The organism is Rossellomorea sp. DUT-2 (genome assembly GCF_052665285.1).
The window spans coordinates 45,270-60,092 of sequence record NZ_JBQPEO010000010.1; the positions used below are offsets into that span (position 1 = coordinate 45,270).

Annotated in this window: 22 protein-coding genes; 20 read left to right on the plus strand and 2 right to left on the minus strand. The window is 41.6% G+C overall.

What is annotated here, in order from left to right:
* Window positions 1-32: 32 nt before the first annotated feature.
* The 18 genes from ACOSV2_RS21925 to ACOSV2_RS22010 all read left to right on the plus strand — a co-directional run bounded on the left by ACOSV2_RS21925 (window position 33) and on the right by ACOSV2_RS22010 (window position 11,735).
* A complete protein-coding gene (locus ACOSV2_RS21925; RefSeq protein WP_113970899.1) occupies window positions 33-683 on the plus strand; it encodes an adenylate kinase in 651 nt (216 codons plus the stop codon).
* Window positions 683-1,429, plus strand: coding sequence for a type I methionyl aminopeptidase (gene map / locus ACOSV2_RS21930; protein WP_148971245.1), 747 nt, complete (start codon window positions 683-685; stop codon window positions 1,427-1,429). The genes ACOSV2_RS21925 and map overlap by 1 nt, the downstream gene beginning before the upstream one ends.
* Before the next feature lie 18 nt (window positions 1,430-1,447).
* The gene (locus tag ACOSV2_RS21935; RefSeq protein ID WP_397554513.1) at window positions 1,448-1,768 is read left to right on the plus strand and encodes an RNA-binding protein; all 321 of its coding nucleotides are present in this window, start codon (window positions 1,448-1,450) and stop codon (window positions 1,766-1,768) included.
* A complete protein-coding gene (gene infA / locus ACOSV2_RS21940) occupies window positions 1,761-1,979 on the plus strand; it encodes a translation initiation factor IF-1 (protein WP_034765945.1) in 219 nt (72 codons plus the stop codon). Before ACOSV2_RS21935 ends, infA begins: the two co-directional genes overlap by 8 nt.
* A gap of 38 nt (window positions 1,980-2,017) precedes the next feature.
* A complete protein-coding gene (gene rpmJ, locus ACOSV2_RS21945) occupies window positions 2,018-2,131 on the plus strand; it encodes a 50S ribosomal protein L36 (protein WP_003156543.1) in 114 nt (37 codons plus the stop codon).
* Between the two features lie 24 nt (window positions 2,132-2,155).
* Window positions 2,156-2,521 carry a 30S ribosomal protein S13 gene (gene rpsM, locus ACOSV2_RS21950; protein WP_034765943.1) on the plus strand — a complete coding sequence of 122 codons (366 nt, stop codon included), beginning with the start codon at window positions 2,156-2,158 and terminating at the stop codon, window positions 2,519-2,521.
* Between the two features lie 25 nt (window positions 2,522-2,546).
* Window positions 2,547-2,936 (plus strand): 30S ribosomal protein S11, encoded by a 390-nt coding sequence (rpsK, locus tag ACOSV2_RS21955; RefSeq protein WP_113970901.1) that lies wholly within the window; start codon window positions 2,547-2,549, stop codon window positions 2,934-2,936.
* Between the two features lie 171 nt (window positions 2,937-3,107).
* Window positions 3,108-4,052 (plus strand): DNA-directed RNA polymerase subunit alpha, encoded by a 945-nt coding sequence (locus ACOSV2_RS21960; RefSeq protein ID WP_034765941.1) that lies wholly within the window; start codon window positions 3,108-3,110, stop codon window positions 4,050-4,052.
* Between the two features lie 46 nt (window positions 4,053-4,098).
* On the plus strand, window positions 4,099-4,461 hold the full coding sequence (gene rplQ, locus ACOSV2_RS21965; protein WP_034765940.1) for a 50S ribosomal protein L17: 363 nt from the start codon (window positions 4,099-4,101) through the stop codon (window positions 4,459-4,461).
* A gap of 285 nt (window positions 4,462-4,746) precedes the next feature.
* Window positions 4,747-5,583: an energy-coupling factor ABC transporter ATP-binding protein gene (locus ACOSV2_RS21970; RefSeq protein ID WP_428976839.1), complete on the plus strand. Its 837-nt coding sequence runs from the start codon at window positions 4,747-4,749 to the stop codon at window positions 5,581-5,583.
* Complete coding sequence (locus ACOSV2_RS21975) at window positions 5,559-6,428, plus strand: energy-coupling factor ABC transporter ATP-binding protein (protein WP_428976840.1); 870 nt, start codon at window positions 5,559-5,561, stop codon at window positions 6,426-6,428. The genes ACOSV2_RS21970 and ACOSV2_RS21975 overlap by 25 nt, the downstream gene beginning before the upstream one ends.
* Complete coding sequence (locus ACOSV2_RS21980; protein ID WP_428976841.1) at window positions 6,425-7,222, plus strand: energy-coupling factor transporter transmembrane component T family protein; 798 nt, start codon at window positions 6,425-6,427, stop codon at window positions 7,220-7,222. Before ACOSV2_RS21975 ends, ACOSV2_RS21980 begins: the two co-directional genes overlap by 4 nt.
* 14 nt (window positions 7,223-7,236) lie before the next feature.
* Window positions 7,237-7,989: a tRNA pseudouridine(38-40) synthase TruA gene (gene truA, locus ACOSV2_RS21985; protein WP_428976842.1), complete on the plus strand. Its 753-nt coding sequence runs from the start codon at window positions 7,237-7,239 to the stop codon at window positions 7,987-7,989.
* Between the two features lie 182 nt (window positions 7,990-8,171).
* The gene (rplM, locus tag ACOSV2_RS21990) at window positions 8,172-8,609 is read left to right on the plus strand and encodes a 50S ribosomal protein L13 (protein ID WP_113970906.1); all 438 of its coding nucleotides are present in this window, start codon (window positions 8,172-8,174) and stop codon (window positions 8,607-8,609) included.
* A 22-nt stretch (window positions 8,610-8,631) separates the two neighbouring features.
* Window positions 8,632-9,024 (plus strand): 30S ribosomal protein S9, encoded by a 393-nt coding sequence (gene rpsI, locus ACOSV2_RS21995; RefSeq protein ID WP_113970907.1) that lies wholly within the window; start codon window positions 8,632-8,634, stop codon window positions 9,022-9,024.
* 243 nt (window positions 9,025-9,267) lie between these two features.
* The gene (locus ACOSV2_RS22000; RefSeq protein WP_428976843.1) at window positions 9,268-9,714 is read left to right on the plus strand and encodes a DUF2521 family protein; all 447 of its coding nucleotides are present in this window, start codon (window positions 9,268-9,270) and stop codon (window positions 9,712-9,714) included.
* A gap of 104 nt (window positions 9,715-9,818) precedes the next feature.
* Window positions 9,819-10,547 (plus strand): N-acetylmuramoyl-L-alanine amidase CwlD, encoded by a 729-nt coding sequence (cwlD, locus tag ACOSV2_RS22005; protein ID WP_428976844.1) that lies wholly within the window; start codon window positions 9,819-9,821, stop codon window positions 10,545-10,547.
* Window positions 10,548-10,685: 138 nt separating this feature from the next.
* Window positions 10,686-11,735, plus strand: a complete 1,050-nt coding sequence (locus tag ACOSV2_RS22010; RefSeq protein WP_324746292.1) for a P-loop NTPase — start codon at window positions 10,686-10,688, stop codon at window positions 11,733-11,735.
* A gap of 58 nt (window positions 11,736-11,793) precedes the next feature.
* Here the strand turns inward: ACOSV2_RS22010 and gerD are convergent, their stop codons facing one another.
* The gene (gerD, locus tag ACOSV2_RS22015) at window positions 11,794-12,438 is read right to left on the minus strand and encodes a spore germination lipoprotein GerD (protein ID WP_428976845.1); all 645 of its coding nucleotides are present in this window, start codon (window positions 12,436-12,438) and stop codon (window positions 11,794-11,796) included.
* 149 nt (window positions 12,439-12,587) lie between these two features.
* On the opposite strand from gerD, the gene ACOSV2_RS22020 reads away from it, so the two are divergent.
* On the plus strand, window positions 12,588-13,223 hold the full coding sequence (locus ACOSV2_RS22020) for a KinB-signaling pathway activation protein (RefSeq protein WP_428976846.1): 636 nt from the start codon (window positions 12,588-12,590) through the stop codon (window positions 13,221-13,223).
* Between the two features lie 47 nt (window positions 13,224-13,270).
* Here ACOSV2_RS22020 and pdaB read toward each other — a convergent pair whose 3' ends face one another.
* Window positions 13,271-14,020 (minus strand): polysaccharide deacetylase family sporulation protein PdaB, encoded by a 750-nt coding sequence (gene pdaB, locus ACOSV2_RS22025; protein WP_428976847.1) that lies wholly within the window; start codon window positions 14,018-14,020, stop codon window positions 13,271-13,273.
* 140 nt (window positions 14,021-14,160) lie between these two features.
* Here pdaB and ACOSV2_RS22030 point away from each other — a divergent pair, with 140 nt between their 5' ends.
* Entirely contained in the window at window positions 14,161-14,388 is a 228-nt protein-coding gene (locus ACOSV2_RS22030) for a hypothetical protein (RefSeq protein WP_113970914.1), read from the plus strand.
* The last annotated feature ends 435 nt before the right edge of the window (window positions 14,389-14,823 follow it).

Sequence of the window (14,823 nt, forward strand, 5' to 3'; positions counted from 1 at the left end):
CCATTTTATAGACAATTAGGGGGAGTTCGAGAGTGAATATAGTTCTTATGGGCTTACCAGGCGCAGGAAAAGGCACTCAAGCTGAAAAGATCGTAGATAAATATGGTATCCCCCATATATCTACTGGCGATATGTTCCGTGCAGCTATTAAAGGCGGTACTGAACTAGGCTTGAAGGCTAAATCATTCATGGATAATGGCGACCTTGTTCCTGATGAAGTAACAATCGGTATCGTTCGTGAACGTTTAAGCAAAGAGGACTGTGAAAAAGGCTTCTTACTGGATGGGTTTCCAAGAACGGTTGCTCAGGCAGAAGCACTTGAAAACATCCTGGCTGATCTTGGTAAAAAAATGAATTATGTCATTAATATAAATGTAGATAAGGACATCCTGATGGAGCGCTTGACAGGTCGCAGGATCTGTAAAGAGTGCGGCGCTACTTATCATCTTGTCTTTAATCCGCCAACAGAAGAGGGCGTTTGTGATCGCTGTGGCGGCGAGTTATATCAACGCGCAGATGATAACGAAGAAACGGTTCAAAACCGTTTAGACGTAAACATCAAGCAAACTCAACCACTATTGGCTTACTACGAAGACAAAGGCTATCTGAAAAACATTGACGGTCAACAAGACATCCATAGAGTGTTTGATGACATTGATGAACTACTTGGAGGCCTTTCATAATGATCATTTCTAAAACTCCGAGAGAGATTGAGATTATGCGGCAAGCTGGAAAGATTGTGGCATTAACTCATGCGGAATTGCAAAAGCATATTTCTCCGGGAATATCGACGAAGGAATTGGATGCAATTGCTGAAAAATTCATTCGTAAACATGATGCAATTCCATCTTTTAAAGGGTATAATGGGTTTCGTGGCAGCATCTGTGCTTCCGTCAACAATGAGTTGGTTCATGGAATTCCAGGCGATCGGGTTTTAAAAGATGGCGATATAATCAGCATCGATATCGGTGCTAAATATAACGGTTATCACGGTGACTCGGCTTGGACATATCCAGTTGGAACAATAGATGATGAAACCCAGAAGCTTCTGGATGTTACGGAAGAGTCATTATTTCTGGGACTTAAGGAAGCTAAACCAGGCGAGCGTCTGTCGAATATCTCTCATAGTATACAAACATTTGTTGAGGCTAATGGCTTTTCTATCGTTCGAGAGTATGTGGGGCACGGAGTTGGTCAAGACTTACATGAGGACCCGCAAATTCCTCATTATGGACCACCCAACAAAGGTCCTCGTTTAAAGCCTGGCATGGTACTGGCTATTGAACCAATGGTTAATGCAGGAAGTCGATATGTTAGAACGTTATCAGATAACTGGACAGTCGTCACAGTAGATGATAAAATGTGTGCGCACTTTGAACACACCATTGCAATTACTGAAGACGGCTATGAGATATTGACGAAAGCCTAAGTGAAGGTGATTGGATTGATCGACTCAGATTCGACGATTCCGAGGATCGGCCAGATTGTTCAAACCCTTAAAGGGAGAGAAACAGGAAGCTACTCGGTCGTTGTTCAGCAATTGGATGAACGTTTTGTACTCATAGCAGATGGAGATCGAAGAAAGTTTGATCGCGCCAAGCGAAAGAACATCGCTCATCTTCACTTGTGTGACTATGTTTCTCCAGAAGTTCAAAACAGTATTATAGAAACAGGAAGAGTTACGAACGGTAAACTGCGTTATGCTGTTTCAAAGTTTGTTAACGAAGTTTTAAATGATGAGAAGAAGGGAGACATGTTCGATGGCTAAGGATGATGTAATTGAAGTTGAAGGTAAGGTCGCTGAGACTTTGCCCAATGCGATGTTTAAGGTAGAATTAGAAAATGGTCATACAGTACTGGCGCATGTTTCAGGAAAGATCCGTATGCATTTCATTCGTATCCTACCTGGTGACAAGGTAACAGTAGAATTATCACCGTATGACTTAACTCGTGGTAGAATCACTTATCGTTATAAATAATCTATTGCACTCCGTACTATTAAGGAGGTTAGAATAAGATGAAAGTTAGACCATCTGTTAAGCCAATCTGCGAAAAATGTAAAGTTATTCGTAGAAAAGGTAAAGTCATGGTTATCTGTGAAAACCCTAAACACAAACAAAAACAAGGCTAATCTTAAAGGAGGTGCGCTATCACTATGGCACGTATTGCTGGTGTAGACATTCCACGTGACAAACGTGTTGTCATTTCATTAACATACATCTACGGTATTGGTAAAAATACTGCAGCGAAAATCTTATCTGAAGCTGGTGTATCTGAGGATACTCGCGTTCGCGATCTTACTGACGACGAACTAGGAAAGATTCGTGATATCGTTGATAAATTAAAAGTAGAAGGTGATCTTCGTCGTGAAGTATCACTAAACATCAAACGTCTTATGGAAATCGGTTCATACCGCGGTCTTCGTCACCGTCGTGGACTACCTGTTCGTGGACAACATACGAAGAACAATGCTCGTACACGTAAAGGTCCTCGTAAGACTGTAGCTAACAAGAAAAAATAATAGGTAAAGGAGGTTACTTCTTAGTATGGCACGTAAAACAAACACTCGTAAACGTCGTGTGAAAAAGAATATCGAAGCTGGTATTGCACACATTCGTTCTACATTCAATAACACAATCGTAACTATTACTGATGTTCACGGAAATGCTATTGCTTGGTCAAGTGCAGGTTCACTAGGATTCAGAGGTTCTCGTAAATCCACTCCATTCGCAGCGCAAATGGCAGCTGAAACTGCAGCGAAAGCTTCTCAAGATCATGGTTTAAAAACTCTTGAAGTAACAGTTAAAGGTCCTGGTGCTGGTCGTGAAGCAGCTATCCGTGCTCTTCAAGCAGCAGGTCTAGAAGTTACTGCAATCAGAGACGTTACTCCAGTTCCTCATAATGGATGCCGTCCACCAAAACGTCGCCGCGTTTAATTTTTCTGTATAAATTTTGTATCGTTGTCTATAATGGGATATGATACAAGATACGTTCATTCAGAAAAGTAACCAGTTGTTGGTGCACAATAGGGAACGTAAACATGGGGAATTTCGGACTTTAACTTATTTAGCCCGGAGTTTCGACGTTTTGAAGGAGGGTAAATATTAATGATCGAAATTGAAAAGCCAAAAATTGAAACGGTTGAGATCAGCGATGATGCCACATATGGAAAGTTCGTCGTAGAACCACTTGAGCGTGGATATGGTACAACTTTGGGTAACTCCTTACGTCGTATCCTACTATCGTCACTCCCAGGTGCTGCTGTCACATCTATTCAAATAGATGGAGTACTGCATGAGTTTTCAACAATTGAAGGCGTCGTAGAGGATGTCACATCCATCATTTTGAATATCAAGAAGCTAGCGTTGAAGATCTACTCTGATGAAGAAAAAACGCTTGAAATTGATGTGCAGGGCGAAGGAGTTGTAACGGCTGCTGATATTACTCATGATAGTGATGTAGAAGTGTTAAATCCTGATTTACACATCGCAACATTATCTAAGAGTGGACACTTCCGTGTGCGTTTAAGCGCATCACGTGGACGTGGATACAGACCAGCAGACCAGAACAAACGTGAGGATCTTCCTATTGGCGTGATCCCAATCGATTCTATTTACACTCCAGTTTCACGCGTTAACTATCAAATAGAAAATACTCGTGTTGGTCAAATGACGAACTACGATAAACTTTCTCTTGATGTATGGACTGATGGAAGTATTGGACCAAAAGAAGCGATTTCTTTAGGTGCTAAGATTCTAACAGAACACTTAAATATTTTCGTTGGCCTTACAGATGAAGCGCAGAATGCTGAAATCATGGTAGAAAAAGAAGAAGACCAAAAAGAGAAAGTTCTTGAGATGACGATCGAAGAATTAGATCTTTCTGTTCGTTCTTATAACTGCCTGAAGCGTGCTGGAATCAATACTGTTCAAGAGCTTGCTAACAAGACAGAAGAAGATATGATGAAAGTGCGTAACTTAGGACGTAAATCACTTGAAGAGGTTAAAGTTAAACTTGAAGACCTTGGACTTGGCTTACGTAAAGACGACTGATAACATCTTCTTTCATATATAGATTCAACAAAGGAGGGAACCCTTAATGGCTTACAGAAAGTTAGGACGTACCAGTGCTCAACGTAAAGCAATGCTACGTGATTTAGCTACAGACCTAATCATTAACGAGCGTATCGAAACAACTGAAACTCGTGCGAAAGAGCTTCGTTCAGTTGTGGAAAAAATGATCACTTTAGGTAAACGTGGTGACATTCACGCGCGTCGTCAAGCTGGTGCATTCATTCGTAAAGAAGTTGCAAACGCTGAAAACAACCAAGATGCTTTACAAAAGTTATTCTCTGACATCGCTCCTCGTTACACAGAGCGTCAAGGCGGATATACTCGCATTATGAAGGTTGGTCCTCGCCGTGGTGACGGTGCTCCAATGGCAATCATCGAATTAGTTTAATAATTCGTGACTTCTAACATTAAGGGCAGGACAGTTAATCCTTAACTGCTTCTTTGCCCTTTTTGTATAAGTGCATGTTGATGAAAAGCAGAGCGTTACGATGAGCAGCTCCGGCTGACTCGTCTAGCTCGTGCATCCCTTCCAACTTCTATTTTCATAGAAGCTGTTCAGTGGTTGAACAAGAAAAGATCTCTTTTCTTTGGTCGGGGTGCAGGCTTTTTTTTTATATGCAGAGATTTTTTGAGCAGAGCTGAGTATGGAAGAGCGTAGAGGAGGATACAGAAATTGAAGGAAATTATTAAAGTAGACGATGTACATTTCAGATACCCTGATCAGAATTCCTTCGCCCTTGAAGGCATTAGTTTGACTGTCAATCAAGGTGAATGGTTAGCGATTGTCGGTCATAACGGATCCGGTAAGTCGACTCTTGCCAAAATGTTGAATGGGCTTCATTTTCCTGAAAAAGGGAGGGTAACGGTGGACGGGATCGCTCTTGAGGAGAGCTCTATTTGGGACATCCGTTCAAAGCTGGGTATGGTTTTTCAGAATCCCGATAATCAATTTGTTGGTGCTACAGTAGAAGATGATGTGGCTTTTGGGTTAGAAAACCATGGGGTACCTTATGAATCGATGGTACAGCGAGTCAATGATGCTTTAAAAAGTGTCCATATGGAAGATTTTCTTAATCAAGAGCCGCACCATTTATCAGGGGGTCAAAAGCAGCGTGTAGCGATTGCCGGGGTCGTAGCCCTTCAGCCATCGATCATCATCTTAGATGAAGCGACATCGATGCTTGATCCGAAAGGAAGAAAAGAAGTCCTTGAGACAGTACGTAAGCTGAAAGAGGAAGAAAACCTGACGGTGATTTCCATCACCCACGACCTGGAAGAAGCGACAAAAGCCGATCGAATGATTGTTTTAAATCAAGGGATGGTCTTTAAAGAAGGAACCCCTGAAGAAATCTTCTTATTAGAGGATGAATTAATCAAGCTGGGCCTTGACTCTCCTTTTACAATAAAGCTTGCCGGAGCCCTTAAAGAAGCAGGGATACCCCTGTCTAAAACCTATTTTACAGAAGAAGAGTTGGTGGATGAATTATGCAAATCACATTTCAACAGGTAGAATACCGATATTCATTCAACACTCCATTCGAAAAACTTGCCCTTCAAGACATCGATCTTTCCATCCCGACAGGTCAATTTCTCGCGGTGATCGGTCACACCGGTTCAGGGAAATCAACACTCCTGCAGCATTTAAATGGACTGTTAAAGCCAACGGAGGGCCTTGTACAAGTTGGAGAGCATCAAATAAAAGCCAAACAAAAGGCAAAAAGCTTAAAGCCGGTCAGACAGAAGGTAGGCATCGTCTTTCAATTTCCTGAGCATCAGCTGTTTGAAGAAACCGTACTTAAAGACATCTGTTACGGACCAATGAACTTTGGAGTATCCGAAGAAGATGCGATAAGAAGAGCCAAGGAACTGATCGTAAAGGTTGGACTTTCAGAAGAAGTACTTACAAAATCCCCTTTTGATTTATCAGGGGGACAAATGAGACGTGTGGCCATTGCAGGTGTACTTGCAATGAATCCTGAGGTCATTGTCCTCGATGAACCTACTGCGGGACTCGATCCAAGGGGTCAACGTGAAATCATGGACATGTTCTATGAGCTTCATAAAGAAAAAGGACTGACGACCATTCTCGTCACCCATAGCATGGAAGACGCTGCTCATTATGCAGAAGAGATTGTGATCATGCAGAAAGGCCGTCTTAAGAGAAAAGGAAGTCCTGAGGAGATATTCTCTTCGGCGGACGAACTGTTTGAGATGGGATTGGACGTGCCCGACGTCGTTCGTTTTCAATATCAATTTGAACACAAATCAGGAAAGAAGCTACCGAAAACCTGTTTAACGATAGAAGAATTAGCTTCAGCCATCCGTACAGTCAGTGACGGAGGTGCAGTCCTATGATGGAGAAAATGATCTTTGGTCGCTACGTACCTGCTAAATCCATCCTTCATCAGATGGATCCGAGGGCAAAACTTTTATTTATCTTTGGATTTATATGTGTCGTCTTTCTCGCAAATAATTTTGTTACGTATGGATTGCTCGGTCTTTTTACGTTTAGCGCACTCATTCTTTCTAATCTTTCCTTGCGTTTTATTATCGGCGGATTGAAGCCTATCCTATGGTTGATTTTGTTTACGTTCTTTTTACACGTGTTTTTCACCAAGGAAGGCCCCGTCATCCTGAACTTAGGCGTATTATCTGTTCATGAAGAGGGGTTAAGGCAGGGGATATTTATTTCTTTACGATTCTTTTATTTGATTCTCGTCACGTCTTTATTAACGCTGACGACCTCCCCCATCACGATTACGGACGGTCTCGAGACGCTTTTGAACCCATTGAAAAAAGTGAAGTTTCCCGTTCATGAGCTGGCTCTTATGATGTCGATTTCCTTAAGGTTCATTCCGACTTTGATGGAGGAAACGGATAAAATCATGAAGGCACAAATTGCAAGGGGGGCTGAGTTTTCTTCCGGTCCTATCAAAGATCGGATCAAAGCCATCATCCCTTTACTGATCCCCCTTTTCGTCAGTGCCTTTAAACGTGCAGAGGACCTGGCAACAGCCATGGAAGCAAGAGGGTATCAAGGCGGAGAAGGAAGGACGAAATACCGGCTGTTATCCTGGCACAAGAAAGATACAGGGTCTTTAGTGGTACTGGCCTTTCTAACAGTTGTATTAATTATTTTTAGAGGCTAACGGGGGTGTCATGTATGCAGAGAGTGAAGTGTACCATCGCTTATGATGGCACCTATTTTCATGGTTATCAGGTACAACCCAACCAGCGAACCGTCCAGGGGCTCATAGAAGATATTCTGTCTACGATCCATAAAGGGGAAAGAATCCGGATCAGTGGGTCGGGGCGGACCGACGCAGGTGTTCATGCGAATGGTCAGGTTTTTCATTTTGATACACCTTTATCCATCCCTGAAGAGAAATGGCCGGTCGTGCTGAATACACGCTTACCGGATGAAGTAACCGTTAAAGAAGCTGAGTTTGTTCCAACCGAATTCCACTCAAGGTTCTCTGTCGTACAGAAGGAATATCGCTACCGTGTGTATACGGGAGAGTCGAGAAGTCCGTTTAACCGTCACTTCTCCCTTCATTATCCCTACACTTTATCTGTGACGGATATGGAGCATGCTGCACAGCTTCTAATCGGAGAGCACGACTTCACGAGCTTTTGTTCGGCTAAGACGGAAGTAGAAGATAAAGTAAGAACGATTCACCATATTGAGATTCAAGAACATGAAGAAGAAATCATTTTTTCTTTTGTAGGAAATGGATTTTTATACAATATGGTGAGGATACTGGTGGGTACCTTATTAGAGGTAGGCTCCGGGGATTTACCGGTAGAGAAGATCCATGAAATACTGGAAGCACGGGATCGCAATAGGGCAGGGAAGACAGCGCCACCCCATGGGTTATATCTGTGGAAGGTTGATTATGAACCTAATCTTAAATAGGAATTTATATTCCTTTCAAAAAAAATACTAAAACAACTAATCCTGGTGTAACATTCTCTTGACAATAGTCTGGGAACAAGATAATATAGCATATGGTATGTTATTAACCCCACGATAAGCCCCGGAAACTTATTGTGATTAGAAAATAAATACTACGGATTCATTAAATAGGAGGTTAAATCATGCGTACAACGTATATGGCAAAAGCCAACGAAATCGATCGTAAATGGTTCGTTGTAGATGCTGAAGGCAAAACTCTAGGACGTTTAGCTAGTGAAGTTGCTTCAATTCTACGCGGAAAACACAAACCAACATTCACACCACATGTTGACACTGGTGATCATGTAATCATTCTTAATGCTTCAAAAATTGAACTAACTGGTAAAAAGTTAACGGATAAGATCTACTACCGTCACACTAATCACCCAGGTGGTTTAAAACAACGTACAGCATTAGAAATGCGTACAAACTACTCAGAGAAAATGTTAGAGCTTACTATCAAAGGTATGCTTCCAAAAGGTTCTCTAGGTCGTCAAATGTTCAAGAAATTACATGTATATGCTGGAGCAGAGCATAAGCATCAAGCACAACAACCTGAAGTTTACGAACTTCGTGGATAATTAATAAGAGGAGGTTATTATCTTGGCTCAAGTTCAATATTACGGAACTGGTCGTCGTAAGAGCTCAGTAGCTCGTGTACGTTTAGTACCAGGTAACGGAAACATTGTTATCAATGATCGTGAAGTAGAAGTATATATCCCATTCGCAGCACTAAGAGAAGTAATTAAGCAACCACTAGTTGCAACTGAAACTCTTGGTAACTATGACGTATTAGTAAACGTTCATGGTGGAGGCTATTCTGGTCAAGCTGGTGCGATCCGTCACGGAATCGCTCGTGCTTTACTACAAGCAGACCCTGAGTACCGTGGATCTCTAAAACGCGCTGGATTATTAACTCGTGACTCTCGTATGAAAGAGCGTAAAAAATACGGTCTTAAAGGTGCACGTCGCGCGCCACAATTCTCTAAGCGTTAATTATTATTTCAAACAAAAGCTCAATCGATTCTTATCGGTTGGGCTTTTTTGTTTGTAAAATTGGTGGTTTGAGGGAAGGACCTGCGATTTCATCTTAAATCTGTACCTGAATCCCTTTATACCAGGAAAATACTCTGCAAGAAGGCTGAATGTGGAGGTCCGTCCCTTAAAAAAATTGGTAACAGTTACTCGAATGAAGTGTTGTGTTAAGTAGGAAAATACGTTCAAAGGGGTGGATGACTTTTGAACGTTATTACAACTTTCAATACAAAGAGAAGAGAAAAGCAAATCAAGACGGAAAGAACATTGCTGAAAGAGATTTCGATTAAAATGCTTCAGGAGAGTGTCCGGAAGCATTTTGGATATATAAAGGTTCAAGGCGGCGTATTCATGCAGCAGGGCTTCGATGAGGCATGCTTTGATGTGGCCATTGAAGCCTATCTGCTCGGTGGAAAGGTCAGCAAGTTTGGTTATACGGGTGAATCCGCAGACCTCGTGAAAAAGCGGTGCGAGGAAGAATTAAAACACTTTATTGATACCCTATATAATTTTTGGCTGTATTGGTCAGAGATGGGCGTCTCTAATCAAGTGGATGAATCCTTTTATTTCTGCTGCGAGCACTATGTGGAAACATGGTGGTCAGAAGGGTATGAAAAGGGGATCAAGCGTCATAAACTGCGTTTGAATTAATCATTTCAGTTCTAAAAATCATTCTCGTCCCATATTTTTTAGTAAGGACAGCGGAGCTATAAAGAGGTTTTACTCCGGGTTGAAACTGAAATGGGAGGACTGGAATGATTCAGAAACTAAAGATTATCGGGATGATTTCTGCACTGGCGATATTATTATTCATTATTCAATATAAGATTCTGGACAAGGATACGTGGGATTCCTGGAATCTCCCCTTATCAGGTAAAATCATCTATATAGATCCCGGACATGGCGGGCCGGACGGTGGGGCTGGTGATCAGGATGCCCTTGAAAAGGACATCGCTTTAAATGTGTCTCTGATGATAAGGGATTATCTCCAGGAACAAGGGGCTCTCGTGATCCTGACACGTGAAAAAGACGAAGATCTTGCCGATGAAGGAACCAAAGGATACAGCCGCCGGAAAGTGGAGGATTTAAAGAAGAGGCTAAGCTTAATCAATGATTCTGAAGCAGACTTATTTTTAAGTATCCATCTGAACTCCATCCCATCTGCTAAGTGGAGCGGTGCCCAAACATTCTATAATCCAAAGTATAAAGAAAATAAAGCCCTTGCAAAAGCCATTCAAGGAGAGCTTACACGTAATTTAGAAAACACGACACGTGAAGCGAAGGGCATTCAAAATGTGTATATCTTAAAACACGCCAAAAAGTCAGGAGCCTTAGTGGAAATCGGGTTTTTATCCAATCCGGGCGAGCGGGCTAACTTACTTAAAGAAGACTACCAGCAAAAAATCGCTGCCTCTGTATACCAGGGAGTTCTCGATTATTTAACAATGGAAGATGAAGACGAAGAAAAGGCTGACGAGGAATAACCTCTCAGCTTTTTTTAGTGAATGCTTTTATTATTCAACAAAAGCATTCAAAACCTTTTGATCATTCATTCAACTGAGAATATGTTATACTGAAAGAAGATTGGTTGAAAACGAATACATAGAAAAGGGTGGTTATTCATGTTAACTGAACAACAGACACGGGAACTTTTATTTGGATTAAAAGATCCTTTTTTAAATAAAACGTTAGAAGAAACAAATGGTATCGCAGAAATTTCAATTAAGGAAGAAAAGAAGCATGTAAGCGTGAAGATCGCCATTGCCAAGACAGGTACTGGTGAACAAATGCAATTCCAACAAAAGATCGTACAAGTCTTAAAGGATAACGGAGCGGAATCTGTCGGGATCCGGTTCACGGAGCTTCCACAGGAAGAGCTTGAAAAGCATAGAGGATCCGGTGGACAAGGAACGGATCTTTTATCACCTGCAAGTAAAACAACCTTTATCGCGATTGCCAGCGGAAAAGGCGGAGTAGGAAAATCGACGGTTTCTGTTAACTTAGCTGTGTCGTTGGCCCGTCAAGGCAAAAAAGTCGGGCTCGTGGATGCAGATATTTACGGGTTCAGTGTTCCGGATATGATGGGAATCGTGAAACGACCGGTTGTTCGGGGAGAAAGAATTATTCCGGTAGAACGTTTCGGTGTAAAAGTCATCTCTATGGGCTTCTTTGTAGAAGACAATGCCCCTGTTATTTGGAGAGGGCCGATGCTCGGGAAAATGCTGAATAATTTCTTCTCAGAAGTAGAGTGGGGAGAGCTGGACTACTTGCTATTGGACCTGCCGCCGGGAACAGGAGACGTTGCCCTTGATCTTCACACGATGCTTCCGCATTGTAAGGAGATCATCGTAACGACGCCGCATCCAACAGCAGCATTCGTAGCGGCTCGAGCAGGCGCCATGGCCCTCCAAACCGATCATGACATTCTCGGTGTGGTTGAGAACATGTCCTATTTCGAAAGTAAATTAACAGGCGAAAAAGAATTCGTATTCGGTCAAGGTGGAGGAGAGAAGCTGACGGAAGAACTCCGTACCGATTTATTAGGCAAGCTTCCCCTTCAACAGCCTGATTGGAACGAAGAGGATTTTGCTCCTTCCATTTACGCAGAGGACCACCGTTTAGGGCAGATCTATGGTGACATCGCTCATAAAGTGATTGAAAAACTCTCTTAATGAAATGTATAAAAGGACAAATGCGTTGGAATCTCCACGCATTTGTCCTTTTTAAATCTTATTGGCTTCCGCCGCCACTGCCTGTACCACCAGTATCCTCAGATCCGCCTTGTCCCCCGGAAGAGGATTCTTCACCTCCACCTCCACTTTTACCGCCGTCTTTCATTTCTCCGGCAGCCTTCAACAATACATCCTGAAGTTTAGCCTTAAACAGAGGGCTTTCAAATGTTTCCGTAATGACTTTTTGCAGATGCTCCCTATATTCTTGGCTTTTTAATGCTTCAGTCAGTTCCTTCTTGAATTCAGGGTCCTTAAACAGATCCATCATCATTTTTTGATACTCAGGATCCTTCATGAGGTCTTTGAGCAATTTTTCATTTCCATCCTTCATGCTTTTCGCCATCGCTTCGGCAAACTTAGGGTCTTCGAAGGATTTCTTCCAGAATTCAGTTCCTTTTTCAGAGGTCAACGTCTTTGAAATCGTATCCGTCACAACCCCTTGGTCCATAATAAGCTCTGATTTCATTTTTTCATCAGACATGACTTCTTGAATCGCTTTTTTACCATCATCTGTCTTCAATATATCGACAACCATTTTCTTGGTTTCTTCATAATCCATTTTGCCACTGCCTGTATCCCCACCACCGCCACAAGCGGATAGAAGAAAAATCGTCAGTAGAAAAAGAAAGGAATATCTTTTCATGGGTAGGCTCCTTCCATACAAATTCCCTTACCCTTAATATGAGAAATAACGAAAAAAATATGCACAAGGAAAATTGGAACCTGGATTTTTTACAGTGGCGTTGGTACAATCAAAAGAGTGTATATTTTTTTATTTGGAGGAAAATAGAAGTGACCATCCGCAATTGGATTCGTTTTTTCATTCATACGTTAGTGATCGGTGGAGCTGTGACTGCCACCGCCGCACTTCTCATTAGATGGGATCAGTTCGGCCCATACGTTCAAGACGGGAACGTGATTGGCATATTATCAAGTCTACTTTGGTTTATATTTGTAGGTTTCACATTTAGTGTAATCAGTCAGATGGGGTATTTTGCTTATTTAACCATCCATCAATTTGGGATGGGAATGTTTAAGGGCTTATGGAATCCTGTTCAAGTGGTCCTGATTGCTCTAGTCCTGTTTGATTTAATCTACTTCCGATTCAGAGCTTTCGCTGAAGAAGGCGAGTCGTATACGCCTTATATTTTTCTGGGAATCGGCATCCTGGTCGTTGGCTTAATCGTAGCTTATATGAAGAATCAGCAATCAGAAGCCAAGACGAACACCTTTGTGTCTGCCTTATTCTTTATGATTGTGGTAACGACACTGGAGTGGCTGCCGGTCCTACTGGTGAATTCCGTTAAATGGTTGTACCTTATGCTGCTGGCCTTATTGGCATGTAATGCATTCCAGCTTCTGCGTCTTCCTAAATATATCGAGAAGTCCCAATTGGAAAGACAACATAAGCAGCCAACGAAGAGTTAAAATAAATAAAAGCCCGCTGATGAGATCCCTTCATCAGCGGGCTTTTATTATTGTATGAGGGAAGACTTGGCATCCCCGTTTGAAATCATGTCTGAAACCGTAATGAAGTTCCCTTTTCCTTTCAACTCCTTCACGATGTTCGGTAAAGCGGATTTCGTTTGTTTAGCGGAATCCGATGCGTGAAGGAGAATGATGTCCCCTTTTTTTGCTTTCTTCACATTATTGATGATTTCATCTACACCAGGATTCGTCCAATCTTTAGAGTCTACACTCCAGTGAACCACTGTAAGTCCAAGAGAGTCAGCTACCTTTAATGTTTCTTTATCAAAGTGACCGGTTGGCACGCGTAATAACTTCACATCTTTTACATTCAGCTTCTTAAAAACGGTATCTGCTTTTAAAATGTCCTGCTTGATCTTATTCGGTTGCATATCCGTATAATCGGAATAGGCATAGCCAAGATTTCCGATTTCATATCCCTGCTTCACGATTTGTTCCACTAAATCAGGGTGTCTTTCCGCCCAGGCTCCGGAAAGAAAGAAGGTAGCGGACTGGACATTCATCCTCTTTAATTCTTCAAGGATCGGCCCCGCTTTTTCATCTCCCCAACCAATATTGAATGTAATCGCGACTCCCTTTTCCCCTTTGTAGATCGCTTTCGGTCCATCCTTCGTACTAAAAACAGAAAGAGTCGAAAGGTTACTGCTATATACAAACAAGGCAGTGAAAAATGAAATCACGATAATCAGACTGATTTGCTTTAACTTCTTAGCATGAACTGTGTGAAACGTATTCAATATTTCATCCCTCCGTTCAACCGTCTATCTCTACTAAAGATATGCATGTCCCCGGAAAAAATATCTATCTTATAAAAAAATGATTATAAATTTCTTTTAATGGAAAAAACTACAAATACAAACATTAAGGGGTGACATACTTGCTGGGGTTAATGATTAATGACAGAGAGAAACAAGAAATAGAGTATTTGCTAAAAAGAGAAATGGATGAAATACTGTTCGATCTAAAAGATTCTCGAATTGATCATATCGTTAAGAGAGCAATGGATGAACGGTACAAAATCTTATTTTCACTCTTTAAAAGGTTTGCCAGTCATAAGGAATGTCTAAAGTATATGAAGACGGCAGCCAAGAAAGAAACATACTGATAAAAATCAGCTTCCGTACGTATCCGAACGGGAGCTTTACTATTTATGCCATAGTAGGGAATGGAGGGAGCGGCTAACTGAATGAAAAAAGGCGGGGGTGTAAAAGAGGTAATGTGTTTGAAATATTTTTTTGAAAAAAGTTCATGAAATGTATTGACCCCTCCCGATAAACTTGGTATATTAATAAACGTCGCTGAAACGCAATGAATTATTTAGAAGAAACACCAATAAATAATTCCGAAAAACAGTTGACACCGCATAAGGATATGTGGTAAATTAATAAGGTCGCTCCAAACGGAGTCACTAAAACATTGAACCTTGAAAACTGAACAAAACAAGACAATACGTCAACGTTAATTCTAGATTTATTTTTAAAGAGCTATTCAAACTTTTATCGGAGAGTTTGATCCTGGCTCAGGACGAACGCTGGCGGCG

What these genes read in the sequence shown, in the direction of transcription:
- rplM (WP_113970906.1), top strand. Translation starts at nt 8,172, where the DNA reads ATGCGTACAACGTATATGGCAAAAGCCAACGAAATCGATCGTAAATGG.
- map (WP_148971245.1), top strand. Translation starts at nt 683, where the DNA reads ATGATCATTTCTAAAACTCCGAGAGAGATTGAGATTATGCGGCAAGCT.
- rpsM (WP_034765943.1), top strand. Translation starts at nt 2,156, where the DNA reads ATGGCACGTATTGCTGGTGTAGACATTCCACGTGACAAACGTGTTGTC.
- gerD (WP_428976845.1), bottom strand. Translation starts at nt 12,438, where the DNA reads ATGAAAAGATATTCCTTTCTTTTTCTACTGACGATTTTTCTTCTATCC.
- ACOSV2_RS21975 (WP_428976840.1), top strand. Translation starts at nt 5,559, where the DNA reads ATGCAAATCACATTTCAACAGGTAGAATACCGATATTCATTCAACACT.
- rpsK (WP_113970901.1), top strand. Translation starts at nt 2,547, where the DNA reads ATGGCACGTAAAACAAACACTCGTAAACGTCGTGTGAAAAAGAATATC.
- infA (WP_034765945.1), top strand. Translation starts at nt 1,761, where the DNA reads ATGGCTAAGGATGATGTAATTGAAGTTGAAGGTAAGGTCGCTGAGACT.
- rpmJ (WP_003156543.1), top strand. Translation starts at nt 2,018, where the DNA reads ATGAAAGTTAGACCATCTGTTAAGCCAATCTGCGAAAAATGTAAAGTT.
- ACOSV2_RS21960 (WP_034765941.1), top strand. Translation starts at nt 3,108, where the DNA reads ATGATCGAAATTGAAAAGCCAAAAATTGAAACGGTTGAGATCAGCGAT.
- rplQ (WP_034765940.1), top strand. Translation starts at nt 4,099, where the DNA reads ATGGCTTACAGAAAGTTAGGACGTACCAGTGCTCAACGTAAAGCAATG.
- cwlD (WP_428976844.1), top strand. Translation starts at nt 9,819, where the DNA reads ATGATTCAGAAACTAAAGATTATCGGGATGATTTCTGCACTGGCGATA.
- ACOSV2_RS22010 (WP_324746292.1), top strand. Translation starts at nt 10,686, where the DNA reads ATGTTAACTGAACAACAGACACGGGAACTTTTATTTGGATTAAAAGAT.
- truA (WP_428976842.1), top strand. Translation starts at nt 7,237, where the DNA reads ATGCAGAGAGTGAAGTGTACCATCGCTTATGATGGCACCTATTTTCAT.
- ACOSV2_RS21980 (WP_428976841.1), top strand. Translation starts at nt 6,425, where the DNA reads ATGATGGAGAAAATGATCTTTGGTCGCTACGTACCTGCTAAATCCATC.